The following is a 26,490-nucleotide window of genomic DNA, read 5'->3' on the forward strand; positions in this document are numbered from 1 at the left end:
TTTTAAAAGGAGATGACAACATAATGAATGGAAAAAGAAATATTTTCACATGTATTTCTATTATAGGAATCGGTCTAGCTAGTTTTTCTAGTTTTAGTTTCGCAGCAAATGTAACGGACAATTCAGTACAAAATTCTATTCCCGTAGTTAATCAACAAGTAGCTGCTGCAAAGGAAATGAAACCATTTCCCCAGCAAGTTAATTATGCAGGTGTTATAAAACCTACTCATGTTACACAGGAAAGTTTAAATGCTTCTGTAAGAAGTTACTACGATAATTGGAAAAAGAAATATTTGAAAAATGATTTATCTTCTTTACCTGGTGGTTATTACGTAAAAGGAGAGATTACGGGTGATGCGGATGGGTTTAAGCCACTTGGAACTTCAGAAGGTCAAGGGTATGGGATGATAATTACAGTATTAATGGCTGGTTACGATTCGAATGCCCAAAAAATCTATGATGGTTTATTTAAAACAGCAAGAACTTTTAAAAGCTCTCAAAATCCTAATTTAATGGGATGGGTTGTCGCAGATAGTAAAAAAGCACAAGGTCATTTTGATTCTGCTACTGATGGGGATTTAGATATTGCGTATTCTCTTCTTCTTGCTCATAAGCAGTGGGGATCAAATGGAACAGTTAATTATTTAAAAGAAGCACAAGACATGATTACAAAAGGTATTAAAGCTAGTAATGTTACAAATAATAGCCGACTAAATTTAGGAGATTGGGATTCTAAAAATTCACTTGATACGAGGCCATCTGATTGGATGATGTCACACCTTAGAGCATTTTATGAATTTACAGGTGATAAAACTTGGCTTACTGTTATTAATAATTTGTACGATGTTTATACGCAATTTAGTAATAAGTACTCTCCAAATACAGGACTTATTTCAGATTTCGTTGTAAAAAACCCACCACAACCCGCACCTAAAGACTTCTTAGAGGAGTCAGAATATACAAATGCATATTATTACAATGCTAGTCGGGTACCATTGAGAATTGTAATGGACTATGCGATGTACGGCGAGAAAAGAAGTAAAGTCATTTCTGATAAAGTCTCTTCATGGATTCAAAATAAAACGAATGGAAATCCTTCTAAAATTGTGGATGGTTATCAATTAAATGGATCTAATATTGGTAGTTATTCAACTGCTGTATTTGTTTCACCGTTTATTGCTGCAAGTATAACGAGTAGCAATAATCAAAAGTGGGTAAATAGCGGTTGGGATTGGATGAAGAATAAGAGAGAAAGCTATTTTAGTGATAGTTATAATTTATTAACTATGTTATTTATTACAGGAAATTGGTGGAAACCTGTACCTGATGATAAAAAAATACAAAATCAAATAAATGATGCAATTTATGAAGGATACGATAATTAATTAAATTTGAGAATGGTTACTTAAGAAAGGAATTAGCATACGCTAGTTCCTTTTTAATATTTTGTAAAACATTATCCATTCTAAAATTCGCATAGATATACTTGCTTTTTTCATATACATAGTTATTGATGACTCTATGTTTTTATGAGGGGAGAGTATTTCTTGGAAAAAGTATTATTTTTCGGAGACCCAGGTATTGATGACTCATTTGCCATTATGTATGGTTTACTGCATCCCGAAATTGAAATTGTAGGTATTGTAACTGGATACGGAAATGTTGAGCATATACATGCTGCACATAATGCAGCGTATATTTTACAGTTAGCAAATAGACAAGACATTCCTGTCATTAGTGGTGCAACAAAACCACTTACAGAAGAAATTACTACGTACTACCCTGAAATTCACGGAGCAGAAGGATTAGGGCCCATCCATGTTCCAGAAAGCGTATTATCTATTCCAATATACAATTTTGGTAGTATCGCTGCGATTCTTGTAAAGTACGGAAAAGATTTAACGATTGTTGATGTAGGAAGATCTACCTCGTTAGCAATTGCTTTTAATTTATGGAATGATTTAATGCTAGATGTAAAAGCAATATATTTCATGGGTGGTGTTTTTTTAGAAGTAGGAAACGTTACGCCGTTAGCAGAGGCAAATGTGTATGGAGATCCTATAGCAAGTAAAATTGTTTTCCATCAAGCAAAGAATTTATTAATATTCCCTTTAAATGTAACAAACAAAGCTGTGTTAACACCAAATGTATTTAGCTATATTCAAGCTAATACAAAGAATCCATTTCATATGATAATGAAACCAATGTATGACTACTATTTATCTGCATACCAAAAACTTAATCCATCTATCGAAGGACCTTTGCTACATGATGTGGTTGCAATAAGTGGATTAGTAAATCCAAGTTTTTTTGAATTTGTGCATCGTACAGTAAATGTAGATACATACGGAGATACGAAAGGACAAACATTTGCTGATTTCCGCCCTAGCTCTATACCTGAAGGGGCCCATATAGCATTAGAAATAGATGAACAAAAATTCATTCAAGATTTTATAAAAATCATGTTATAAGTTGTTGTCGAAAAAGGGAATTATTTCAATGCGTTGAATATAAAAATACATCCCTCTAGATAAAGGAGCTTACAATATTGAATGTCCAGTTAAAGGTTGTTACGAGAGAAAATTGGGAAGAAGCATTAAAGCTACAAGTTAAAGAAAATCAGTTGAAATTTGTTCCATCCGTAGCAGTTTCGCTTGCTAAAGTATATATAAAACCAGATGGTGACAATGTAGAGTACATACCATTCGCTATATACGTTGGTGACCTTATGGTTGGTTTTGTAATGCATGCAGTTGTAAGAAAGACATCAGATATGTATTGGATTAACGGATTTATTATTGATCAAAAGCAGCAAGGTAATGGATATGGAAAAGCAGCATTACAAGAAAGTATTAATATAATAAAAAATACTTTTAAATCGTGTAAAGAAATTAGATTAACCGTACATAAAGATAATATCTCTGCAAAGAAACTATATGAACGATACAGTTTCAAATCATTAGAACAGGAGTATGATGGCGAGCAAGTATATCGTTTATTTGTTTAACTATTAGGAAGTAAAGGCGTGAAATGAAATATGCAATTTACTGAAGTGAAAATTGAAGTGTTCATTCCTGAAGAATATATTGAAACATTAAGGGATGAATTAAATAAAATTGGAGCATGTAAAACGGGCGAATATGACCATTGTCTTTCCTATAGTTCAGTGAAAGGATATTGGAGACCGTTAGACGAGGCATCTCCTTTTAATGGAGAAATTGGTCGAATATGCGAAGGGCAAGAATGTAAAGTTGAAATAAAGTGTAAACGAGAACTTGTAAAAGATGCTCTTGAAGTTATTAATGATATTCATCCGTATGAAACACCTATGATTTATATTATACCAATACTAAATGACTATTTTGAGCAACTATACATTGAATAACTAGGAGGAATATCAATTGAAAAGTAAATTTCATCATATTGTACGAGCAGTCATGATAAAAGATGAAAAATTATTAGTTGCTGAATATATTGGCCATCATTATTTTTTACCTGGTGGCCATGTTGAAATTGGAGAATCAGCAGAGAATGCATTAATAAGAGAGTTAAGAGAAGAACTTGGAGTAAACTGTAGTATACAACAATTTTTAGGAGTCATAGAAAATCAATGGCAAGATAAAGAAGTGCTTCATCATGAAATTAACCACATTTTTGAAGTAGAGTCACAAGATTTACATACGGACTTACCACCGAAATCTAGCGAGTCTCATTTAGCATTTCAATGGATAGATTGTAATAAAGAAGCCTTAAATCATTATGAAATCATGCCAATGCCTTTAGTGAAGGAATTACTAGAAAGAAAGTTAAGTGATGAACTACTAAATTGTTGGATTAGTAATTTTTAAATCACTTTATTTATAGTAAATACGTCCATCGAATGAATATAAAGAAAATAGGCTGAAAAACAAGGTACATCACCTAGTGTAAGTTCATATTTTGTTGATGTACGCATTTAGTCTATAGTCTTGTTTCTACTTTGTTCACAAGAATTTATTAACTTTAATATTTGGGCGGAATTTATATTTATAAATGGAGGGGTTCTTAATGAATCAGTTTCAACATGAACTACAAACATTAAATCTTAATGATTATCAAACTGGTAATGTTGTGTATTGGGATCAACAACAAAGTCAATATCCATACTACTACATTCAAGACGATGCACGTCGTTGCGGAGGATGCGGAGGTTGTGGTGGACGCTGTGGCGGTTGTGGCGGCGGTAGATGTGGTGGCTGTGGTGGACGTTGCGTAGGTTGCGCTGGTTGTTTTGGTTGCTTTAATTGCTGGAACTGGTGGGTTATTTAAATATAGTACATCATTAATATTTTATATGAAAGAAAGGTGTAAATACTGTTTATACTTTTCTTTCATGCTGTAATTTTGTATTAGTGTTAAGGGGGATTTATTTGTATACATACGAAAAGTTGATTTCTTGGGTAGAAAATATAAAAGAAAAAAATCAAAGTTCTGCTGCAGCACTTTGTATTATAAAAGATAATAAAATCGTGCTAGAGCATTATAGTGGTTATCACTCAAATACATCTACAAGCAAGAAAGTAACAGCACCTTCACAATTTAACGTTGCTTCTGCTAGAAAAAGTTATTTAGGATTAATAATAGCGTATGCGCTTTATGAGGGGAAAATAAACTCTATTGATGATGAAGCGATAAAATATTTTAAAGACTTTGATCCTGTATTGCTTGGTAAAACGACGATAAGACATTTAGTAACACATTCGCACGGATTAGAAGAAACGAATGACGGGACAATTTTTCGTGAATTTGAACCGGGACAATCATGGGCGTATAGAGATATTAATGTAAGAATGATGACACGTCTTATTTATCAGCTATATAACAAAAGTTTTCCTGAATTGTTAAAAGAGCGTGTTTTTAAACCTGCTAAATTTCAAGAAACAGGATGGAGAATACAGCAAGATGAAAATTTGGTTGAAATTATTAATAATCCAAATGAAGACCCGATAAGTGGAATTGGTACAGTAAATGATGGTACTGAAAAAAATCTATTTGTCTCAGCTAGAGAATTTGCGCAGTGGGGCAATCTTCATCTAAATCAAGGCATGATACATGATAAACAAATCGTTCCAAAAGAAGTTATAAAAATTGCTACGAGTTTGCAGAGTCCAACATTTATAAACAAAGAGCTACCACAAAATGGGGTGTTTTGGTTCATCCAAAATGAGCCTGCACAATTAAGCGAACTTGGTGAACGTATTCCAAAAGGGTCGTATCAAATATTAGGGATTACTGGGCCGACTATTTTAGTAATACCTGAATATAATGTAGTTGTTGCAAAAATGTATAATAAAAGATATAACTACGGCGGTGATAATTACTTATATTATTTACGTGAATTTAGTAATTTAGTCGCTGATACATTTAGTAACCGTATTAGGGCATAATTACTCCTATAACAAAAAGGGGTGATTGAAAGTGAAAGATAAAGTGAACAAAAATAAAAAGCAAAATATAAAAGATGTAAATGTACCGCAGCCGAAAGATTTTGATGAAATCGAATATTAATTTTTCATCCGACTATATGATGAATGAAAAATACGTCTTAAGTCTCATAACATTTAAGAAATTATTTGATAACATATATACATAAGCATTTGAAAATGTCTTATCTTAACAAAGCTTTCTTTAGAAATATCTGATATAACCTGCAAAAGGCACTTCTTTATGAAGTGTCTTTTTGTGTATATGAACTTAATTACCATTTTCCGTACAGTATCTTGTAATTTATGATGGATATACTAACTGTGAAAATTCATGTCAAGATAAAAGAAGGGGACAAGTTAGTATGAAACAAAGTTCTATAAATCCGTTACTAATTGTTCTAGGTACAATCATTGTTCAAATTGGCCTTGGAACAATTTATACATGGAGTTTATTTAATCAACCCCTTGTAAGTAAGTTTGGATGGAATCTTAATTCAGTAGCGATAACTTTCTCCATAACAAGTTTTTCTTTATCATTCTCAACTTTATTTGCAGCAAAGTTGCAGAAAAAATTAGGACTTCGAAAACTTATTGCTACTGCAGGAATTGTTTTAGGACTCGGCTTAATACTTAGTTCACAAGTTTCTTCTTTACCACTATTATATTTATTAGCTGGTGTCGTTGTTGGTTATGCGGATGGAACAGCTTATATTACATCACTATCTAATTTAATTAAATGGTTTCCAAATCGGAAAGGGCTTATTTCAGGTATATCTGTATCAGCGTATGGAATGGGCAGCTTAATCTTTAGATATATAAACGGAAATCTTATCGATAACCTTGGTGTATCACAAGCATTCTTATATTGGGGTATTATCGTGTTACTTTTAGTGTTAATCGGATCGTTCTTCTTACGTGAGGCAATTGTAAGTAATGCTGTAACTGAAACATTACACAATGACTATACTCCGCGTGAAATGATGCGAACGAAACAAGTATATCTGCTATTTTTTATGTTATTCACCTCGTGTATGGGTGGTTTGTATTTAATCAGTATGGTAAAAGATATCGGCGTACAACTCGTTGGACTTAGCGCAGCAACTGCTGCAAACGCCGTTGCTATGATTGCAATCTTTAATACAGTAGGTAGAATCATTCTTGGGACGTTATCAGATAAAATCGGCCGAATGAAAATTGTCTCTGCTACGTTTATTATTATAGGATTGTCAGTCTTTACTTTAAGTTTTATCCCGCTAAATTACGGAATCTATTTTGCTTGTGTAGCAAGTGTCGCCTTTTGCTTCGGTGGTAATATAACTATATTCCCAGCTATTGTCGGAGATTTCTTTGGATTAAAAAACCATAGTACAAATTACGGCATTGTCTACCAAGGTTTCGGATTTGGTGCGCTTGCAGGATCATTTATTGGAGCGATACTCGGGGGATTTCAACCAACTTTCATTATAATCGGTGTTTTAAGTGTTATTTCCTTCATTATTTCAATATTAATCCGTCCACCAACTGCAGAGAAGACAAAGGAACTAAAACATCTACATCGGAAAGTTGCTTAATTTTAAAAAGAGTCCTCATGTTAGGGCTCTTTTTTATTCCATTAACTTTGCTTCTTTACTAACTCATTAAAGACAGGACAATATCATTATAAAATTGAATAGATAAGTAAAAAGGAGCGTGACACTTAAAATGAAAATAGTACAGCAGTGGGTACAAGAAGATAGTGATTACATAAGAGAGAAAGTAATTGAATATAATCAAAAATATCTCGCAGATGAAGAAAAAACACCTTCAGAAAAGGTTAGTTTCATAGTAAGAAATGAAAAAGAAGAAATCGTAGGTGGGGTAACAGCAATAATTTTTTGGCACCATGTACACGTTGACTTTCTATGGGTTTCTGAAGAATATAGACACGAAGGTTATGGAACCAAGTTAATAAAACTTATTGAAGAATTTGCAATTGAAAAAGAGTGTAGGTTAATCAATTTAGATACTTTTAGCTTTCAAGCACCTGCTTTTTATAAAAAACATGGATATAAAGTAATTGGAGTAAGTGAAGATCATCCGAAAGGACATAATCATTATTATTTAGAAAAACGGCTAAAAAGTATATAGAATTTGTTAACATTAGTATTTGGAATACAAATGTAATCAAGGCGAGGTTATTATTAATTTTAGTTTTAATTTAATCAATTTTCATGCTGAAACTTCAAGAACGTTCTTTGGATAATCTTCCTAAGATACGTTCTTTCTTTATATATCAGTGGCCCATTCTTATTAACTCCACCAATAGCGGTAAAGGCAAGACTTAACTAACTTATATATATTAAAAGGAGTTAATGGTAGAATGGATAGAAGACAGAAAATTCCTTTTATTAAAAATAGAGGAGGTACATATGAAAAAAGTTAATGTTACATACGCGATTTTGTACGATAAAACTAATGAAAAGATCTTAATGGTAAAAAACAAAGGGGAAAATGGTTCTTATTATACATTACCGGGTGGCGCAGTTAAATTAGGAGAAACCTTAGAAGAAGGAGTAATTCGGGAAGTAAAAGAAGAAACAGGGTTACATATAAACGTAAAAGGGATTTGTTCTATCAGCGAAGCCTTTTTCGAGGAAAGAGATCATCATGCAATTTTCTTTAATTTTCTAGGCGAAATAATCGGCGGGGAGACATATATATCAAGACCAAAAGAAATCGAAGAGATTACTTGGATGGAATTACATATAGCAGCACCGTATTTACGCATACCAGAACATTTACTAGATTTATTACAAAAGAAAGAAACAGTACCTTATTTTTTTAACGGAACAATCGTTCATCAATCTTCATAAAAATATTATCTCATGTAAGGCGGGGAAAACATGGAGTTCATCGTTAATCACAAACAATTTACTCAAGCACTTTCAGAAGTTAACAAAGCGATATCAACAAAATCTTTAATTCCTATATTATCTGGTATAAAAATAACTGCAGATCAATCTGGAATTACTTTAATTGCAAGTAACTCGAATATTTTTATTGAAAAATTCATTCCTGTTTCAATTGAAGACGAAAAAATTGCAACTATTTTAAAGGCAGGAACTATTGTTGTACCTGCAAAGTATTTCATTGAAATAATAAAGAAAATGCCAAGTGATATAGCAATAAAAAGTAAGAATGAGCAAATTATTAAGATACAATCAGAAGAAATCACATTAAGTTTAAATGGATTTCCTGCAGATGAGTTTCCGAATGTACCGCTTATAGACAATCATGCAGAAATCAAGGTAGAGACAGAGCAATTGATTGAAGTATTTAAACAAACAGTCTTTGCGGTAGCAAAAAATGAATCTAGACCTGTTCTTACTGGGGTGCATATAGAGTTATCTAATAATAAGTTTATTTGTGCTGCAACTGACTCACATAGACTAGCGATACGTGAAACGCGACTTTCCTCAGATGTAAAAGCAAATTGTATTGTACCAAGCGCAACCATTAGTGAACTTCTAAAATTAATGAACAGCAATTCGGAATTCGTATATATTTACCTTTCAGAGAGTCATATTATATTTACGCTTGGAACAACTACATTATATTCAAGACTAATTGAAGGGAAATATCCTAATATTTCTAACCTTATTCCAAATGACTTTAAAACGATTATTAACATAGATAGAAAAAAGATATTACAAGGTGTAGACCGATCAAGTTTATTAGCAAGTGAATGGGCCAATAACAATGTTAACTTAGAAATCATAAACGAATCTACAATTAAAATTTCTTCAAACGCTTCTCAAATTGGGCAAATATCCGAAACGCAACAAATAGATGCGATTCAAGGTGAAAAACAATTAAATATATCTTTCGATGGGCGTTTTATGGTTGATGCTTTAAGAGCAATAAAAGAAGAAACGATTACTTTAAGCTTTGGCGGTTCTATGAGACCGATATTGATTGAAGCAGGAGAGCAATCTGCAGCAATCCATCTTATATCTCCAGTAAGAGCTTATTAAAAACGGAGGAAGGAATCACATTATGTACAAGCACACTTTATGTTTTATAAAAAGAAATGAAGAGATACTTATGTTAAATAGAGAATATGATCCGGTAAAAGGATTATGGAATGGGGTAGGAGGAAAGATAGAAAAGGGAGAAACACCTTTAGAAAATGCGATTCGTGAAATAAAGGAAGAGACTAATATAAAAGTTACGTATGACCAAATTCAATTTAAAGGCATTATTAAATGGGAGGATTCTTCATATTCTGGCGGTATTTATGTTTATCTAGTAGAGTTACTTCATGAATTTACATATCACACTCCAAAAAAAGTCGCAGAAGGAATTTTAGATTGGAAAGAGGTTTCTTGGATTCTTAGTGACTATAATTACGGTGTAGGAGAGATGATACCTAAATTTTTAGTTGAAGTGCTCCACAATGAATTAATATTAGAGCATAATTTTATTTTATCTAATCATAAATTAATAGATTATAGGAATAAAGAATTAGCTAAGCAGGACAACTCTATAGATAATATAATTCCATTATAAAAAGTAAGAATCGTAATCTATCATACACAGCAAAATAATTATCACCTAAATATAAAAGCCATAGATTATTCGAAGAGTAGCTAAGGAGAAAATTTATATGAGGATGAGTGTGATGAAGAAAATAATTATTTTACTCATAGGTATCGTTTTAATTACTATTGCTTTTTATCAATACAACAAAAAAGAAGGTTTAGCTAAAAATGATAAGGTGTATGTAGAAGACTTTAAAGGTAAAAATGATTCAAACAAAATACAATCTGCTATTAATAAAGCAGAATCTAGTAAAATTAAAACAGTATTGCTTGATGATAAGAAGTATAAAATTACGTCACCAATCGTAGTGAAACAGGGTGTAAAGTTATTATTTGGTTATGGAACACAATTTGTTGTTGAAGGTAATTTTAGAGTTCTAGAATTAGAAAAAAACGCTTCTATTGAAGGAGCTTATATAGCTATAGATGATCCTAAATTTAATTCTGAAGTTATATATTTAGACGGAAAAAATAAGTATTATAACACTTGGCACAAAACACAAATAAAAGATATAAATATTATCAATTGGACAGAAACGAATAAAGGTACCGGCATTTCTTTGTATTCTGGTGGGAAGGAAAATGAAATTTCATTTATTAATTTTGAAAATATAAAAGTTGTAGGCATGGAAACTGGGGTGAAATTAGTAGCAAAGAAACCACAATCTGGACATGCATGGATAAATGCCAACCGTTTTATGAACTTCTCTCTCGAAGATTGTGTAAATATGATTTTTATGGATAGTAATGTAACAACGCCAAATGAAATTAGTGGTAACCTATTTACAAACCTTCAAATACAACCTACAAATAAAACGAAAAGTATTGTAAAGGTAAGTGGACAGCATAACGAGTTCCATGGAATGGTGTGGGATTTACAGAAAATCAATCACGAAAACGAACTCATTGAACTAACTGATAAAAGTATGAATACAGTGATTGAAATGTCCAGTGTACCAGCAAATAGAATTTTAGATAGCGGGAAATCAAATATAGTGAAATAAGTTTAAATACAGAAAAAGAGCGAATTCCTTATAAGAGAGTTCGCTCTTTTTCTATTTATAATTAAATTTCTCTCCACCAAGCTGTTGAAGGATAGTTTGTAGATTTTAACGTAATAGATTCGCCAATTTGGGGCGTTGTAATTTTAACTTCTAAACGGTTAGCTTCTTTCGTAACACGCTCTATCGGATCACTCCATTCGTGTAATGCTAATGTAAAAGCACCCCAATGAATCGGAAGAAGTAATTCTCCTTGTACATCAATATGAGCTTGTACAGTTTCTTCAGGCAACATATGAATTGCAGACCACCTCGGATCATATTGTCCGCATTCCATCAATGTAAGATCGAATGGACCATATTTATCACCAATTTCCTTAAAGTGAGGGGCATAACCGCTATCGCCACTAAAGAAAATTTTAGTCTCTTGACCAAGGATAAGCCATGAACACCATAATGAACAATCTCTATCTGTCATACTTCGTCCAGAGAAATGCCTTGCAGGCGCACATACTAACTTAATATTATCAAACGTAATTTCGTCCCACCAATTATGCTCACTAATTTTACTAGGCGAAACACCCCATTTAATAAGATATTGTGCAACTCCAGTTGGAACATAAAAGTGCTTTGCGCGATCTTTTAACTGCATAATACTTTTGTAATTCAAATGATCATAGTGATTATGAGAAATGATAATCGCATCAATTTCTTGAAGGTCATCACGTTCTAAAGAAAAAACACCACTATAGCGTTTACTATTAAACAAAGGAAATGGGGAAGAGGCATCTCCAAACATAGGGTCTAATAACAGTTTTTTACCTTCTATTTTCAAAAGAGAAGCAGAATGGCCAAACCATGTAACACTCTCTAACGGTTCATTATCTTTATTTGATAAAACGATAGGCAAACCTTTTATAGGACGCAGCTTTGATTTTATTTTAAAGTAATCCGTCATTAAACTTATAATATCTTTCGGTTTAAAACTCATATCAGTATGAATTTGATTTGTATATTTCTTATTCATTCGTTCTCCTTTTTACGATTAACAATTTACGTATGTTGTTATTGTAGCTATTTGTAGTTTAAACTATATTATTTTACCTTTCATCTAAAATGCCTTGTATTTCATAAATCCGTCAAATTCATTATTTGTATCTATAAAGTACAAATCGCACAGCAGCAGCTAAGACAAATATTAAGTACATGTAAATTGTTTTTATTTAGTAAATTCCTTCTTATACGCAACAAAGAACATATGTTTCTTTGTATGTTATAGAAGAAAATATGTCTCTAATAAAAGAAAGGAAGGAGAGGATATAAGTGCACATAGAGCGAAAAAAGAAATCAAAATGTAAACTATCAAAATCTGAAATCATGCATTTGTATACTGAAGGGAAGAGCACCTCAGAAATCGCTGTGCTTGCTAATGTGTCTGCAAGGTATATTCGTATGGTTTTATCAGACAATAACGTACCAAGGCGCGCTATAGGGAGTTGGAAGAGAAAGTATGACATAACAGAAGATTACTTTAAAACGTGGTCAAACAATATGGCTTATATTTTAGGGTTTATAGCAGCAGATGGTGTTATACAGAAAGAAAATCAATGTGTCAGTATATCTCAAAAAGAAAGTTATATTTTAGAAAATATAAAAAAAGAACTAAAAACAAACCAGCCACTTTATCAAAACAAAAAAACAAGCGTATACATGCTAAATATTAATAGCAAAACAATAAAAGACGACCTTATGAACATACACGGAATTATGCCATGTAAATCATTTAACATCGAATTTCCTTTTGTACCAGAAGAATATTTGCATCATTTTGTTCGTGGGTATTTTGATGGGGATGGTTACGTCAAGTATGAAACTTATACAGTTAATTTCGTAGGTGGATCATATAACTTTATGAATTCTTTACATCAAATTCTTCAAAATCGCAATTTACGAGCCGATTTACTAAATCAAAACAAACATTATCGCGTTATTTTATCTGGAAGAAAATCAATACAACTATTTTCAAATTGGATTTATAAAGACAAAGATATTTATTTGCATAGAAAATATGAAGTGTTTCAGAGAGAAAGTCTGAGTTTAGATCAATTACAAGATCGAAAATTAAAACAAACTCAAACTGCCGTTAAACAAAGAAAACAAAATTTCCTTGAAGAATATATGAAAAATAAATGTAATGCTACAACTTGTTCAAATTTAGAAATAAGCGAATCGGCTTTCAAACGTTGGCTAAAAAATGATAATCAATTTAAAAGAGATTATGAAAAGATTAATTTAACAATGTCCACTAGCGATAACTAAATATAAAATCCTAAAAAACCTTAGAATAGGTATGAAGATAGCTATTCTAAGGTTTTTTATTTTTAAATCATAAAGGATTCTTAATTTTATTGATTGAATATAGTAAATACATAGATTTTACAATTTTCTTGATAAAAAAGGAGAGAGACACCTTGCAAAAGAAATTTATCAATCCAGAAACGATGCCACCAACTTTTGGATATTCACATGTAGTGGAAGTTAGTAACGCTAAACGAACAATTTACATATCTGGACAAGTAGCGATTAACACTGATGGTCAAATAGTTGGCATTGGTGATTTAGCTACACAAACGCGACAAGTTTTCGAAAATATTAAAAGTGCATTAGAAACTTCGGAATTAAGATTTAATGATGTAGTAAAATTAACATTTTTCCTAACAGATATTTCTCAAATGGCCATGGTTAGAGATATACGAGATCAATACGTTGATACTAAGAATCCACCAGCAAGTTCAGCTGTCGAAGTTAGAAAGTTAATTAACGATAACTTATTAATTGAAATTGAAGCAATTGCTATAGCAAACTAATTTTAAGAACTTATCTGTAATCATATCAATGCAATTCGTTTAATGCGTTCAGTTAAAACGAATTGCATTTTTTATTGTCTTAAATATAATTTATATCTGGAGACATTTTCATCAACAACTTATAAAACAAACAACTACACAATCCATCACACAGAATGATTAAAAAGAACGAGGGGAGGCTAATCACAAAAGCTGACTTATTTATAATAAGTTTATAATTTGAAGTTAGTTAACATAATATATATTATAGGTAGTTATAGAGACAAAGCGATTACAGGTATCAAAAACCAAGTAAACTATACTTAATGAGACGGAACGGAGATTTTTAGTGAGATTCATATGAAATCTTATCTAAACAAATTTCTTCGGTTTTTATCGTTTTTATTTGTTATAAATTCATCACAGCAAATCTTACTCAATAATCGCTTAAGATTTAACGAATCCAAATCATTTTTGATCGGCAAGAAATTTTTATACAGAAAAATTATTTCTATACAAAATATAAATTAGTAATTTTATTTTATGTTTTACTTAATGAACTTATTGCTATTTGCACACGTTTTACAACTTTACATTATTTGTTGTTATTTCTGTTATTTAGGCTTGCCTTTCATTACACTCATTGTTTTTTATTCTAGTTAACATAACGCTTATTTTTAACATAAAAAATCCTCCTCACCTTCAGGAAGATTTTTTGTTTGCTATTAATTTATTTATATCTTCTAGTAACAATCCCAATTGTAAATGACATTGGAAAAATCTAGATTTAACAGCTCTTCCTTACGTATAAAGAAATTAGCAACCCCAGAATCGCCCCACATAATATTTAATGAATCGTCTGTATCGATTTGCAGCAATAATATGTCATGTTGCTGGTATTTTTCTTCCCATTCTCTAGGATCTGTCTGTGTGAAAAATGGATATCCACCAATTTTATGTCCTTGATCTTTACATAAATCATCATACAGTTCGCCTAATTCTATATTATTTTCTTCATCAACAATCTCTTCCCAATCAATGTTATCACTAAAAATCATTTCAAATCGATAATCTCTTGGTGTTACTGGTTGATATGCCAAAATCACCTTAGTTAAATCCGCTGTGATTGTAGAATGATAAACAATTCGAAAGTCTTTTTGGCTTGTGGGATGATCAAAATCTGCTCCAAAAAGATCTTCTTCAGGACTTACGAAAAACTGTAACAATCCCTTTTGAGGCATATATTCAACATGCGGCATTTCTTCAAAGTTTAACTGCGCAAGTAGCATCATAGGTTGTCCATTTGAGTCTTTAGGATGCTCTTGATCTATAGGTAAATACGGATAACCACCAAACTTACTTTCAAAAAGCGTTGTCTCTGCTAATGTTCCAGACACTTTAACATACGGTTTCACACTTTCTTCTAAAATACTACGATACTGTTCTAGTTCTTTCGGAATTTGAAGTTGATACGTATTCTTCACTACATTTGCCTCCCTTTAGTAACGAATTGAAAATGCCTAACTTAATTATATAGTAAGCGATAGCTTAATTGAAAATCGTTAAAAATCCATTTTCACCCTCATTTTTTGCGCGCTTGTCGGACAAAGTAAATTATGCTCTAAAACCTTTTTATTGATAGTTCGAATTAATTCCGCTGCTTCTGCCGTATTTGTATTTTCTTTTAGTCTTTCTTTTAAATCTTCAATTTCTTTTGAAAGCTCAATCCACCTAGGCAAAATATGATTATTTGCTAAAGTTCTATAAAGTTGCTTTTCAGGATTGTAAGAAAGATCTTTATCGAGATTAAGAGGTTTACCTTTACCAGGTAAATTATCAAAAGCTCCTTTCTGTTCTGCTTGTTTAACGATAGAACTAATATGATCCTCATACGTATACGACCAAACTTTTTCATCTTTTACTAAAATCTCTTGTTTCTTTAATTTTTTATCGAGTTCTTCCTGATTCATAGATTTTCTCTCCTTTTTATTTTATAGTGTGGTTTTTATCTATTTCAAAGCTTTCAATCCATCAAATAACTTTTTTCACCCTCACACGCTATCATGACCGTCTTGAAACTCTTCATAAGTGGTTTTGTACCCTTTATCTTTTAAAGCTCTATACAAGTGATTATTGGCCGTTAAAAGAGGTTTGTTTTCAAGTTGTCCTGCTACCATATAAAAGTGAAGTTGAGTTGCATTAGAATTTATAGATGAAATTTGATTTTCAATGCGAGGAATATCGTTTTCAAAAGTTAGTTCTTCTAGCTGATTAACATGATCTACAGCAATACATGGCGGTATTCCATTTTCGTAAATTAAATAATTGAGTGTTTTTGCGATTGAAGATTACTTAATGCATGGATTTTTATTAAAGACAATGAAATGTTCTTGAAGATGTGAAGTTTGAGAATAATTATGAGGTAGATCAAGATGTTTTGCCTTTGCTGCAATGTGGCAGTAAGGATATTTAATTTTGATAGAATGATATAAGAGTCTTGCTACACTTTTGTAATAAGACTCTTTAAATAAGTTATTTACTAGAATAATTGTCTATTGCTTGAATAGAAAGTTCAAACGATTTTATTCTTCTTTCTAAAAGCGTTCTTTGAGGACTCCCAAGCTTTGACTTAACGTAAATCTTTTCAATTGATGGAAGCAAACCAATCAGAACATTACGAGCTTCTGCTAAATCTTCCTGAGTATAATGATGAGTTTCTTGCTTCCAAACACTTTCTAACATAGCTAAGCCGATACTAGCTGCTTTGAGTCTTTTTTTCACTAAAGTAGTATTTGATCCTTTTTGAGTCATCTGTGATAAGGCATTTTCAAGTTTACTAATTGTTGACTGTAAAGATTTTATTGATTCTACTTTATCTATATTTGATACGTTTTTCATGTTAATGTTATCCCTTCTACGTTGCTAACTTGTTTTGTTTAATGTTCAATGAAATCCTTAAAAGCTTGATTTCACTCGAAATATTTTAACATAAATAACTAACTGTATTCGAGTTGGACAATAACTTAAAGCAAAACAGCTATTCCTCTCTCCTCCCCTGTATCATTCTATTATATGTACTTCTTTCTTCTCATTAGAATTCCTATATAAACTAATTGTTAATATTGAATGTTTTATGAACAAAAAACGTACAAGTAATGTAACCTGTACGTTTTCGCTTTTATTCAGTAAGGTAATAAAGTAATAGCTTCCTGGTCTTCTCATAACTTATGAAATCTCTATACAAAATGGGATAATTCACAATTTCTGTTTCTAGAAAACGATATTGCGGAAACCACTCAAAAAACGATTTTCTTAACCACTTTATTTGTTGAAACGTAATGTTCTGTTCGTTTCGTTTCCATTTAGTACAGAATTTAAAGTAGCTGCTGTATGCATCCAATGATGATTAAAATCAGCGTTTATACAATTATCTTCGGTAAATCTACTTTCTAAGTTTCGCTGCAATTTTGCTGTAGCGCGATAAGGAAACGGTTTGTACAGCGGACTAGGCATTTTCTGCAATTCATTAAAAATAACCCTTTTTCCTAACTTCAACTTTCTCCTCCTTTATTTCTCTATCCAATTTAATAAGTTTTCATAATGATATTGAGCATCTATATAGCCAAGGTTATATAAATTAACAAGTTTCTCTTTATTTCTTTCTATTCCGCTTATTGGAAGCTGTACGCTAGGCTGAATGACATAAAAGTTGTCTTTTTGTTCTATTTGATTCATATAAGATATCGTCTCATTATAAAAACGATAATGTTCTACTAAAGATTCTGCGATATTCGGATATTTTCTATATAAAATTTTAGCCAGTCTAAAAAATTTATTCCGCTGCTTTTCGTATCCTTCTGGTTTTGTCATGATAACTACATTCTTTTCATAACCATCAGTTTGAGCTTTTAGAACTGGAATAGGATCTATAATTCCTCCATCTAACAACTTACGATTATCGTATTCTACAGCAGGTGCTATAAACGGAACTGAGCTAGATGCACGGATGATTTTTAAAATATCATTTCCATGTTCTATTTTATTATAATAAACAGCTCGTCCTGATTCGCAATCAGTCGTCCCTATAACAAATTGTTCATTACAGTTTAAGAAAGTTTGAAAATCAAACGGGACAATTTTATTAGGTACTTCATCAAATAAAAAGTCCATCCCAAATAATTCACGTTTTCGAATTAAATTTCGATAAGATATATACCTGTAATCTGATACTAGTTCTGTATTTACTTTCTTATTTCTCCCTTTTTGACGTGACAAATAGGTTGCCCCCATACAGGCTCCAGCTGATACGCCGACTACATACGGAAAGAATAAGTTCTTTTCCATGAAATATTCGAGTACACCTGCAGTATATAAACCTTTCATTCCTCCGCCCTCTAATACTAAACCGATATTCTTCATGTTATATCCCTCTGCTTCTTTTTTCTTAATTTCATATTAGCACAAGATTTTAAGATGAGGTTATATAAACTAATTACAACAATAACCAGAAACTACCAAAGTAATGTCATAATATCTTTGTGAGTAACATGTTACAATATAAGTAATTCATTCCACATATATTAAAGGAGGAATTTAATATGGGTTTATTTAGCGGTATTTTAGGAAATGCATCAAATACGAGTTCTGAAAGTGTAGAACGTGATTTAGAGAAGATTATGCTAGACGATGAAAAAGTAGAGCATGCTTATAAATTAATTCGTGATCTAATCGTATTTACAAATCGTCGACTTATTTTAGTAGATAAACAAGGAGTAACCGGCAAAAAAACAGAATACCATTCTATTCCTTATAAAAGTATTACACAATATAGCATCGAAACGGCTGGGCATTTTGATTTAGATGCAGAACTTAAAATTTGGGTGTCTAGTATGGAGGATCCAATTACGAAAGAATTTAAAGGTGACGATAGTATTTTAAGCATTCAAAAAGCGTTAGTGACATATACGACAAAGTAGTGGTTTCTTGTATTTTTATTCATTTCAGAAATTACTAACCCGAGTATTTTGGAAGAAAATACATCATTTTTGTATATTTAATCTAAAATAACATAAAAAGGTAAAGCGTGTTTTATATGCTTTACCTTTCTTTTTTGTAATAAATAAGTGTAGTTTTATCATTTAATTTCTTTATAACTTCTGTTCTTTTATACTCCATCTTTTCATACAAAAAACAATTTTTCTCTTCTTCTAAAATAGTAGCAAGTTCCCAGCTCGTTGCTTCAGGAAACATTTCCTCAATTAATGTAATCACCTTTTGAGCAATTCCTTTTCCTTGATAACCCGGATGAATAAACATTGGACTGATCCAAAATTTAGAGGGTGTTTCTTTTTGTGAAATGCATATCGCTCCAACAAGATTCATATCCACTATTATTTTATAGAAGCCACCGTTTACTTGATTTATTCTACAAATAGTTTTTTCGATAGTTTCATTTGCTGGATTTGTTTCATAGTCTTTATATTATAGTCTTTATATTTATGTAATAAAGGGCTAAATGAGTCTATTTGCATTTGAAATATAACTTCTACATCAGTTTCTGTCGCCTTCTCTAATATAATATCCATGTTACCAATTTAGACGCTTTCTTAAAGAAGTAATATGAGCGGTATGATGACGACCATGCCATGCGTATAGTCCTATTGCAACAGCAAGTTTTGTTTCACCAGTTTCAGGATGGTTAAATGTCTTTTCTAAATCTTCAATTTCTAGAGAATATAAAAGGTTAACCCATCTTTTATGTAATGAATCTAGCATTACTAGTGAAACATCTACCGGTAATTTTGAATCGGGTAACTCTGCCCACTTCTCTTCTTTATACGGCTTAATAGTTGGATTCTTTTCTGTCAGTGCTAATTTAAAGCGTATGTAGCTATTCATATGGCTATCAACGACGTGATGAACTACTTGGCGTACAGTCCAACCTCCAACGCGATATGGTGTATCTAACTGCTTCTGATCTAAATCTTTAATTGCCTTTGTTAGTTCATGAGGTAAATCTTCAATTTCTTGAATCCATGTATCAATCATTTCTTCCGTTATAGGACGTTTGTATGTAAATTGGCCAATTGGATAACGCAAATCATTCATGAATAAGTCCTCCTTATTATAAGCGCGAAGTATTTCTCCAAATATAATGTACAAACTTCACATGTTCTCCATTTAATTCTACAGATGTTGTATCTGATTCGTTTTGATAAGAAGAAAATCCGCTTTTTTCTAGTACAATTTGTGATGCGAGATTATTAGTCGTTGTTTTAGCATAAATGTCAGTAATTTCATTATTTTTCGCTACATCTAAAATTAATTTTACGGCTGCTGTTGCAACTCCTTTTTTAGTAAATTTTTCTCCGACCCGATACCCTAGTGAACTAATTCGAGTTTCCGTATCTATATCTACTAAATTGATTCGCCCTACAATTTCTTTTTCTTCATTACGAATTAAATAAAAATAAGAATCTCCATCCGCTTGTTCTATTAATAAATCGTCTAGTAGTTTTTGGAAATATTCAAATTCAAAATATTTCGAGCCACGATTTGGTACCATTGTTTCAAAAAAAGATTTATTCGTAAGTTCAAACGTAAATAAATCCTTAACATCTTGTTTCTTTAGTTGCTCTATGTATATTTCCATCTCGTATTCTCCTTCTTGATTTACTAACTGTTATACATTCTTTTTTAATCAATTATATTCCTGCTATTTCTTTCGATTAAGCAATACAGATAGTAGCACTTTCGGATGAAAAAGATGAAATGGACTACGAATTAAATTCATCACTCGTACTAATCGAATATAAACATCAGAATTACTTGCGGATAGTCGATATATTTGTTTCGTATACCATAGCTGAAATTTTTGTTTTGTAGTTAATTCTCTCTTTAGCTGCGGGTGACGTGATATTTCTGTCGTTGTCATATCCCAAGGGGTTTCTATTATATTAGCTGTCTTTTTATAAAATTGTTGTGTAAATGTTTTATCAAGCTGTTTTCTGCCTTGCAGAAGTAATTGCAACTGGTGAGCCTCCATAGCAGCAACTGATACGCCTTGGCCGAAAACGGGATCAAAACGACATTGCGCATCTCCAACAACTAATAAGCCTTCTGGTACATTATTCACTAAATCAAATCGCCGGCGTACTTGATAAGGAATTTTGTATGTCTTTATATCAGTAATTCCCTCAGCCTTGTTTAGGAAGTCTGTAACATTAGAAATTGATAGGTTTTCAGCAAAATCATAAAACTCATCATCTGTTTGTGGTGCTTTCTCATTTGCGTATCCACTGAAAGTAACAAAATAACGATTATCTTCTATCGTTTGAATAAGAACGCCATAAGGGTTATCAGGGAAACTCGGAGACATTAGCATATTACAACAGTCTAACTCCTCATTTTCTTTAAGTTTGAACATTTTCGTTGCGTAAAATAAATCAATACGAACTTTCTCTTCTTTTACTTCAATTTCGTATTCTCGTAGCCATTCTATACTTTTTGAGCCAAATCCACTCGCATCAACTACAAGATCTGCATGAACTTCTTCTTGTGTGTCTGTCTCTAAATATTTAACTTTTACTCCACACACTTTGTTAAGCTTTGCATCTACCAATAACCCTTTAACCAATGTTTCATATTTAATAGTAATATTTGAAATTTGATGTATTCGTTTTTGAATATGCCATTCTAGCAAAGGACGACTTTGTTGAATCATATGTACTTCCCCTATGAACGGTTGTTTCCATAGACCGAATTGATGCCATTTCAAATCACGCGTAAAGTTGTTTATAATACTACCCGCTTCTATTAATTCGTTCGTAATATTAGGAAACAATTCTTCAATTGCGTTTTCTCCACCTTTTAATAACACGTGAGGATGATTACTTTGTGGAACTCTTTTTCTCGAAGACTTTCCATCCCATCTTTCACCAGCTTCTATAATGATTACTTCTTTAAAAGAAGTTGATAATGCTTTTGCTGCAAACTTTCCTGCCACACTTCCACCAATAACGATAGCCGTATTAAACATATTTTCCCCCTTAATAAAAAGAGATCCTGCCTTGTATGAATGAAACAGGATCTTAAACTAATTAACTTCTTTATCATTATACTTAAAATACATCAGTAAATTGCAACATTAAAATTAAAATACCTAATCCCCATACGTAATACGCGAATACTTTTAAGGATTGACGTTTTAAATATTGAATCATCCATGAAACGGCTATGTATCCAAAAAACGCTGCTGATAACGTTCCGACAATTAAAGATGTACTAGAAATAGATTCTGCTTTCCCTTGAAAAACGTCTACAAATTGCAAAATAATGGCTCCGACAATGGCTGGCGTTGATAATAAAAAAGAAAAGTAAGCAGCAGTTTCACGGTCTAACTGCCTCCATAATGCAGCGACGATTGTCATACCAGAACGAGAAATCGCTGGGAAAATAGCAGCCGCTTGAAATGAACCGATAATTAATGCGTCTTTATATGTGATGTCATCCATTTTTTTACGACCATTCTTTTGTTTATCTGCCATGTAGAGAAAGAATCCGGTCACTAAAAACTCCCAACCGATCGTGATTCCTGTTTTTGAAATATCTTCAAAGAAGTCTTTAAACAATAAACCAATAACAACTGCAGGTATCGTCCCAACAATAAGTAATAACATGAGCTTTGAAAATGGGTTTTTAATTAAATATATAAATTCTTTTTTGTAATAAATAAACACTGCAAGTAAAGTCCCAATATGCAACATCGTATCTAAAAATAAGCCTGCTTTATCTAATTGAAATAAATGCCTTCCTAAATAAAGATGTCCGGTACTACTGATTGGTAAAAATTCTGTTAAACCTTGAATTATACCTAATATGAAAGCTTCTAACCAATTCATGATGGTCTCCTTTCTCTTTTGCTTGTACCAATATATGAGGGTTAAATTTTCGATATGAAAAAAACTATATTTCTCTATGAATTTACTTTTAATTTATGGATATATATGTAAAGAGAATTAAGGAGGGGTATTATGTGGAAGCACACAAAATTTGGTAATGTATTACTTTGGGTAGGCCCTATCCTTGTATTTTTAGGACTATGTATGACAAATGTTATTTCAGATATTCCTTTCTTTGAGGGAAAACATAAAACGCTTGGTATTGTACTTATATTTATAGGGATATTCTGTTTTATTGTGGCTAATCATTTGAAAAAAGGAGAAAGATATGAAGAATAAATCTAAATAAAAAACAATCCTGGCATATTAGCTAGGATTGTTTTTTATTAATGTTCATTATTTGTAGAATACTTTATCAACGTTATATTTCGCTTTATATTCATTAATGATATATGTTTCGTAAATTTCTCTTTCTGTTGGATCTTCTACGATACATGCATCAATGCGGTATACTTCATCACGGTGATTTTTAATTGGTGAAACATTATCTTCAAAATGCTTCTTAATACGTTGTCTAATTTTACGAGCTTTACCTACGAAAAGAAGTTCGTCATTAATATTGTAAAACATAAAAATGCCGCCTTTATCTCTAGGGAACAAGTGAAAATCGATAAATCCATTAATTGGAGTAATGATTGGCTCGTCTCCTTTAATAACTTGTTTACGTTCAGTAATTGTAACATCAACTTCAGGGATACTAATTTTAATCAAGTTCATTCACGTCCTCTTTTATTATAAAGATAAATAATAGCATACATAAGTAAGAAAAGCTATGTTCAGAGGCATATTTCATTTTATAATTCAAATATTATAGGTGTATCATGTAAATTGTTCTTCCAAATCATATGATCACTGGATTCGCCCCAGTAATCTTTCAATACATAGCTAGGTTTTCCAAACTTTTTCGTCCATATACTTTGCGCATTTTTATATCCACTATCTAAACAATATTCTGTTATCCCTCTGCTAAGTAATGTAAGAAACATTGTATGTAGTAATAAACTCCCTATTCCCTTTCTTTGATACTCCGGAAGTATGAATACAGTTCCTATTTCATACAAATTTTTAAGTACACCACCTGTACAACTATTAATCAATGTACTTGCTGGACCAATTTCGATTGTTCCAATGATTTTATCGTTACTTGTATCAATTGCTAATAAAAAGTAACGACTTTCTCCGTTACTATCAAAATCACTTTTCAAATACTGCTTTTTTGAGTTAATTTCATTTTCTATGTCATCCAATAATTGTGACAATCCTTCATTTTTGTATGTATTCGTAATAACTATCCGGAAAAATAAATATAGTTCATCTACATCATTCAAATTTGGTCTTCTAACTGCAACGTTAGTCATGAATGCATTCTCCAATCTTCATTATGCCATTGTCAATACAACACTTTACATAATCTATTCATCATTATTCTGCAAAAACCTGCATAAATCCAGCAGTATAGAAAGCTCAGTATAAATATTGATAAAATAATTTTTATGTCCATAGTTGTATGAACAGTAGGACCAAGTACCGGAAAACGGAAAACATCGAGAACGATCATAATCCCTATAAGTAGACAAGTCGCTGAAAAGGAAACAATCCAAATTCTCCTCTTGAATTTTAAAAAGGCTAGTCCTAAGGCTAGACCTAATAAGCCTGTAGTAAAAGGAAAGACAATTAGTTCACTTGGCTCAATAATAAATAATAGAAAAATAGTAAGAATATAAGAAAGTATTCCCTCACGAATAGAATAGAGAATAGCAAAAAAAATCGGCAATGTCGAAAATGGACTAATGAGCAAACCTATACCAGGAATTAAGTTCCCCGCTGCTTGAAACATGGTGGCCAATGCACTCATCAAAGCTGTAAGTACTAACTTATTCGCAAGGGACAAGTTTCTTTTATGAACAAAGCTTATATCATGCTCTATCATCAGTTGATACCAATAACGTACAAAACGATTCATTAAAATACCCCCTAAAGATACCTCATTCATTACTTTCTATATTATTCGTACACATATGGTTTATGAGTTACTTTCTCCAAGTTAATAGATGCTAATACATTGAAGATTTTTAGGGGGACAAGTTAAGTCTTGCGTTTTGGAAACAGAATAAATTCCTTATGTTTTTAGACTGAGCATTTGTATCGTATCAAGGAATAATTTCAAAAATGGTACCTTTGTTAAAATCAGTTACTTTCATAGAACCGTAAACTCCTAAATATAACCTAGTTTGAGCCGAATTTGTTCCTAAACTCATATAATAAGCTGCTTGCGTACCAAAATCATAATTGGTTTCAATAGCATGAAAGTCAGCATGTTTACCGTCTGTACCGGCTCTAGTATAAGCTAAAACACCCTTAACTGGCGGTCGAGAATCTTCTTTCTTAGCAAGGTCGGTAAAAACAACGCTACCCGTTAAATTTGAAATTGCATTTCCCATATATGGCTGAACTCCTGTAAGTGAAGTTCCTCCAAACTTATCGGTTCTAAAATCTTTATGAAAATAACTAAGTAGAGGCAGAATACGCTTCACTGAAGTTTGTATTGTTTCATCATAATAAACTATTGTTCTCTCATCCAAAGTCTGATTTTCGGAACAATGTCGTATAAAAGAAGTAGGTAAATCCCCTTCCCATCCTCGCCACCCAAAATTGATAAAACCATCTTGATTGGGAGTTAACCTCATAAAATGCATTTGAACAAGTTCTGTAACTGGTATAGGTTTATATTGAACAAATGAAAAAATAGACTCTACAATATCCTGTCCGACATTTCCGGTGTATTTGATATATTGATTATAAAACCTTTGAAATGAAATGCCGGTTATATTACGTACTCCTTTTGCAATTACTGTAAGTGTTTCTTGTATAGATAAAGGAAGGTCATTAAAGCGTGTAACTACAGGAGGGTTATTTATAAATGTATTTTTATTTACATCGATTTCAATTATTTTACCTGCTATTTCTAAATCATCTTGGCTTAAGTTAAATGGATCATAACCTGATCCGCCATCTCCATTTGTAAAAACAAGTTTTCCAGTCTCAGGTGAAAAGTTTAAACTATTGACTCCGTTATGATTAAAAAATGGTCTTCTTACATTCAGTAATGTTCGTCGCTTTTGAGCTTGACCATTAGGTTGTAAAGTCCATTCTTCCACAGTATCAATGTGATCATATTGCGTATTTCTATTAACCCACTTTAAATTTAATGTTTTAGGGTCACAAGGATTAGGTTTAAATTGTTCAGAAAGTGCACCTGGCCCTTGAGTTCCGGCTACTGAATAATGTAGATAAAATAACCTATTTTGATAAAATTGTGGATGGAACGCAAGTCCTAGCAATCCGCGTTCATCATAACCGCTACTAGAAACACCTTCTTCAAATGTACCTAATTTAATAATTAGGTGACGAATATCTAAAAATGTCTTTATAACTCCGTCCCCTATGTAAAAAATCTCTCCTAATTGGGTTGCGATAAATAGTCTTTCGGTCGATCCGCCTGGAAGTATTGTTGTTTTCAATACGGTTGGTAAATTTATATTATGAACAATGGGTCGTAAACTAACTTTAACTTTTGTCAATTAACTGTACACCCCTTTTTCTTCTTTTTATAGAAGAATATGATTAGAGTAGTTCTG

General features: G+C 31.9%; 30 protein-coding genes and 3 pseudogenes. 17 read left to right on the forward strand and 16 right to left on the reverse strand.

Translation table 11 applies throughout. The annotated features are described in order from the left end of the window. Window positions 1-23 precede the first annotated feature (23 nt). The 13 genes from ACLBXA_RS05390 (at window position 24) to ACLBXA_RS05450 (ending at window position 11,049) form a co-directional block, all read left to right on the forward strand. Window positions 24-1,385 carry a glycosyl hydrolase family 8 gene (locus ACLBXA_RS05390; RefSeq protein ID WP_001013608.1) on the forward strand — a complete coding sequence of 454 codons (1,362 nt, stop codon included), beginning with the start codon at window positions 24-26 and terminating at the stop codon, window positions 1,383-1,385. A gap of 162 nt (window positions 1,386-1,547) precedes the next feature. After that, the gene (locus ACLBXA_RS05395) at window positions 1,548-2,471 is read left to right on the forward strand and encodes a nucleoside hydrolase (RefSeq protein WP_000416781.1); all 924 of its coding nucleotides are present in this window, start codon (window positions 1,548-1,550) and stop codon (window positions 2,469-2,471) included. Between the two features lie 77 nt (window positions 2,472-2,548). Further along, complete coding sequence (locus ACLBXA_RS05400; protein ID WP_001102680.1) at window positions 2,549-3,007, forward strand: GNAT family N-acetyltransferase; 459 nt, start codon at window positions 2,549-2,551, stop codon at window positions 3,005-3,007. Between the two features lie 30 nt (window positions 3,008-3,037). After that, window positions 3,038-3,385 (forward strand): divalent cation tolerance protein CutA, encoded by a 348-nt coding sequence (gene cutA, locus ACLBXA_RS05405; RefSeq protein ID WP_001160789.1) that lies wholly within the window; start codon window positions 3,038-3,040, stop codon window positions 3,383-3,385. 16 nt (window positions 3,386-3,401) lie between these two features. Further along, window positions 3,402-3,848, forward strand: a complete 447-nt coding sequence (locus ACLBXA_RS05410) for an NUDIX domain-containing protein (RefSeq protein WP_000836826.1) — start codon at window positions 3,402-3,404, stop codon at window positions 3,846-3,848. A gap of 199 nt (window positions 3,849-4,047) precedes the next feature. After that, on the forward strand, window positions 4,048-4,308 hold the full coding sequence (locus tag ACLBXA_RS05415; RefSeq protein ID WP_001071343.1) for a heterocycloanthracin/sonorensin family bacteriocin: 261 nt from the start codon (window positions 4,048-4,050) through the stop codon (window positions 4,306-4,308). Window positions 4,309-4,409: 101 nt separating this feature from the next. Further along, window positions 4,410-5,426, forward strand: coding sequence for a serine hydrolase domain-containing protein (locus tag ACLBXA_RS05420; RefSeq protein ID WP_000288927.1), 1,017 nt, complete (start codon window positions 4,410-4,412; stop codon window positions 5,424-5,426). 401 nt (window positions 5,427-5,827) lie between these two features. Continuing rightward, complete coding sequence (locus ACLBXA_RS05425) at window positions 5,828-7,036, forward strand: L-lactate MFS transporter (protein ID WP_000814379.1); 1,209 nt, start codon at window positions 5,828-5,830, stop codon at window positions 7,034-7,036. A 130-nt stretch (window positions 7,037-7,166) separates the two neighbouring features. Further along, the gene (locus ACLBXA_RS05430) at window positions 7,167-7,592 is read left to right on the forward strand and encodes a GNAT family N-acetyltransferase (protein ID WP_000706901.1); all 426 of its coding nucleotides are present in this window, start codon (window positions 7,167-7,169) and stop codon (window positions 7,590-7,592) included. A gap of 281 nt (window positions 7,593-7,873) precedes the next feature. Beyond that, on the forward strand, window positions 7,874-8,317 hold the full coding sequence (locus tag ACLBXA_RS05435; protein ID WP_000757612.1) for an NUDIX hydrolase: 444 nt from the start codon (window positions 7,874-7,876) through the stop codon (window positions 8,315-8,317). Window positions 8,318-8,347: 30 nt separating this feature from the next. Then, a complete protein-coding gene (dnaN, locus tag ACLBXA_RS05440) occupies window positions 8,348-9,478 on the forward strand; it encodes a DNA polymerase III subunit beta (protein WP_000394477.1) in 1,131 nt (376 codons plus the stop codon). 22 nt (window positions 9,479-9,500) lie between these two features. Beyond that, window positions 9,501-10,013, forward strand: coding sequence for an NUDIX hydrolase (locus ACLBXA_RS05445; RefSeq protein WP_014895268.1), 513 nt, complete (start codon window positions 9,501-9,503; stop codon window positions 10,011-10,013). A 97-nt stretch (window positions 10,014-10,110) separates the two neighbouring features. Further along, complete coding sequence (locus ACLBXA_RS05450) at window positions 10,111-11,049, forward strand: hypothetical protein (RefSeq protein WP_001242971.1); 939 nt, start codon at window positions 10,111-10,113, stop codon at window positions 11,047-11,049. Window positions 11,050-11,110: 61 nt separating this feature from the next. On the opposite strand, the gene ACLBXA_RS05455 is transcribed toward ACLBXA_RS05450, so the two are convergent. Beyond that, window positions 11,111-12,073, reverse strand: coding sequence for an MBL fold metallo-hydrolase (locus ACLBXA_RS05455; RefSeq protein ID WP_001037075.1), 963 nt, complete (start codon window positions 12,071-12,073; stop codon window positions 11,111-11,113). Window positions 12,074-12,369: 296 nt separating this feature from the next. Here ACLBXA_RS05455 and ACLBXA_RS05460 point away from each other — a divergent pair, with 296 nt between their 5' ends. Then, window positions 12,370-13,365, forward strand: a complete 996-nt coding sequence (locus tag ACLBXA_RS05460; RefSeq protein WP_086398310.1) for an LAGLIDADG family homing endonuclease — start codon at window positions 12,370-12,372, stop codon at window positions 13,363-13,365. A gap of 152 nt (window positions 13,366-13,517) precedes the next feature. After that, the gene (locus ACLBXA_RS05465; RefSeq protein WP_001169706.1) at window positions 13,518-13,913 is read left to right on the forward strand and encodes a RidA family protein; all 396 of its coding nucleotides are present in this window, start codon (window positions 13,518-13,520) and stop codon (window positions 13,911-13,913) included. Between the two features lie 722 nt (window positions 13,914-14,635). On the opposite strand, the gene ACLBXA_RS05470 is transcribed toward ACLBXA_RS05465, so the two are convergent. The 6 genes and pseudogenes from ACLBXA_RS05470 to ACLBXA_RS05495 form a co-directional block, all read right to left on the reverse strand. After that, window positions 14,636-15,376, reverse strand: coding sequence for a YwqG family protein (locus ACLBXA_RS05470; RefSeq protein ID WP_447617131.1), 741 nt, complete (start codon window positions 15,374-15,376; stop codon window positions 14,636-14,638). 78 nt (window positions 15,377-15,454) lie between these two features. Continuing rightward, the gene (locus ACLBXA_RS05475) at window positions 15,455-15,862 is read right to left on the reverse strand and encodes a DnaJ family domain-containing protein (protein WP_001070924.1); all 408 of its coding nucleotides are present in this window, start codon (window positions 15,860-15,862) and stop codon (window positions 15,455-15,457) included. A 39-nt stretch (window positions 15,863-15,901) separates the two neighbouring features. Continuing rightward, window positions 15,902-16,315, reverse strand: a pseudogene (locus ACLBXA_RS05480) (hypothetical protein); the annotation flags it as partial. Window positions 16,316-16,424: 109 nt separating this feature from the next. Further along, window positions 16,425-16,790, reverse strand: coding sequence for a hypothetical protein (locus ACLBXA_RS05485; protein ID WP_000800304.1), 366 nt, complete (start codon window positions 16,788-16,790; stop codon window positions 16,425-16,427). A gap of 280 nt (window positions 16,791-17,070) precedes the next feature. Continuing rightward, a pseudogene (locus ACLBXA_RS05490) lies at window positions 17,071-17,447 on the reverse strand (YxiJ-like family protein). Window positions 17,448-17,459: 12 nt separating this feature from the next. After that, window positions 17,460-18,311: a patatin-like phospholipase family protein gene (locus tag ACLBXA_RS05495; protein WP_000789281.1), complete on the reverse strand. Its 852-nt coding sequence runs from the start codon at window positions 18,309-18,311 to the stop codon at window positions 17,460-17,462. Window positions 18,312-18,490: 179 nt separating this feature from the next. Between ACLBXA_RS05495 and ACLBXA_RS05500 the strand changes: the two genes are divergently transcribed. Next, entirely contained in the window at window positions 18,491-18,868 is a 378-nt protein-coding gene (locus ACLBXA_RS05500; RefSeq protein WP_000522474.1) for a PH domain-containing protein, read from the forward strand. 121 nt (window positions 18,869-18,989) lie between these two features. On the opposite strand, the pseudogene ACLBXA_RS05505 reads toward ACLBXA_RS05500, so the two are convergent. The 5 genes and pseudogenes from ACLBXA_RS05505 to ACLBXA_RS05525 form a co-directional block, all read right to left on the reverse strand. Next, window positions 18,990-19,477: pseudogene (locus ACLBXA_RS05505) on the reverse strand (GNAT family N-acetyltransferase). A gap of 1 nt (window position 19,478) precedes the next feature. Next, window positions 19,479-20,000, reverse strand: coding sequence for a YfiT family bacillithiol transferase (locus ACLBXA_RS05510; protein ID WP_000999062.1), 522 nt, complete (start codon window positions 19,998-20,000; stop codon window positions 19,479-19,481). Between the two features lie 16 nt (window positions 20,001-20,016). Further along, the gene (locus ACLBXA_RS05515; protein WP_000409250.1) at window positions 20,017-20,544 is read right to left on the reverse strand and encodes a GNAT family N-acetyltransferase; all 528 of its coding nucleotides are present in this window, start codon (window positions 20,542-20,544) and stop codon (window positions 20,017-20,019) included. A gap of 63 nt (window positions 20,545-20,607) precedes the next feature. After that, the gene (locus ACLBXA_RS05520) at window positions 20,608-21,930 is read right to left on the reverse strand and encodes an FAD-dependent oxidoreductase (RefSeq protein ID WP_000483453.1); all 1,323 of its coding nucleotides are present in this window, start codon (window positions 21,928-21,930) and stop codon (window positions 20,608-20,610) included. A gap of 82 nt (window positions 21,931-22,012) precedes the next feature. Next, window positions 22,013-22,792, reverse strand: a complete 780-nt coding sequence (locus ACLBXA_RS05525) for an undecaprenyl-diphosphate phosphatase (RefSeq protein ID WP_001104289.1) — start codon at window positions 22,790-22,792, stop codon at window positions 22,013-22,015. Window positions 22,793-22,924: 132 nt separating this feature from the next. On the opposite strand from ACLBXA_RS05525, the gene ACLBXA_RS05530 reads away from it, so the two are divergent. Continuing rightward, window positions 22,925-23,131 (forward strand): hypothetical protein, encoded by a 207-nt coding sequence (locus tag ACLBXA_RS05530; RefSeq protein ID WP_000265474.1) that lies wholly within the window; start codon window positions 22,925-22,927, stop codon window positions 23,129-23,131. Between the two features lie 57 nt (window positions 23,132-23,188). Here ACLBXA_RS05530 and ACLBXA_RS05535 read toward each other — a convergent pair whose 3' ends face one another. The 4 genes from ACLBXA_RS05535 to ACLBXA_RS05550 form a co-directional block, all read right to left on the reverse strand. Then, window positions 23,189-23,569 carry a nucleotide excision repair endonuclease gene (locus ACLBXA_RS05535; RefSeq protein ID WP_001048947.1) on the reverse strand — a complete coding sequence of 127 codons (381 nt, stop codon included), beginning with the start codon at window positions 23,567-23,569 and terminating at the stop codon, window positions 23,189-23,191. A gap of 77 nt (window positions 23,570-23,646) precedes the next feature. Further along, window positions 23,647-24,210: a GNAT family N-acetyltransferase gene (locus ACLBXA_RS05540; protein ID WP_000185962.1), complete on the reverse strand. Its 564-nt coding sequence runs from the start codon at window positions 24,208-24,210 to the stop codon at window positions 23,647-23,649. A 32-nt stretch (window positions 24,211-24,242) separates the two neighbouring features. Next, the gene (locus ACLBXA_RS05545; protein ID WP_001079230.1) at window positions 24,243-24,815 is read right to left on the reverse strand and encodes a hypothetical protein; all 573 of its coding nucleotides are present in this window, start codon (window positions 24,813-24,815) and stop codon (window positions 24,243-24,245) included. A gap of 187 nt (window positions 24,816-25,002) precedes the next feature. Beyond that, window positions 25,003-26,433, reverse strand: a complete 1,431-nt coding sequence (locus tag ACLBXA_RS05550; protein WP_447617132.1) for a PQQ-dependent sugar dehydrogenase — start codon at window positions 26,431-26,433, stop codon at window positions 25,003-25,005. Between the last annotated feature and the right edge of the window lie 57 nt (window positions 26,434-26,490).

It is taken from the genome of Bacillus sp. D48C (genome assembly GCF_053345735.1).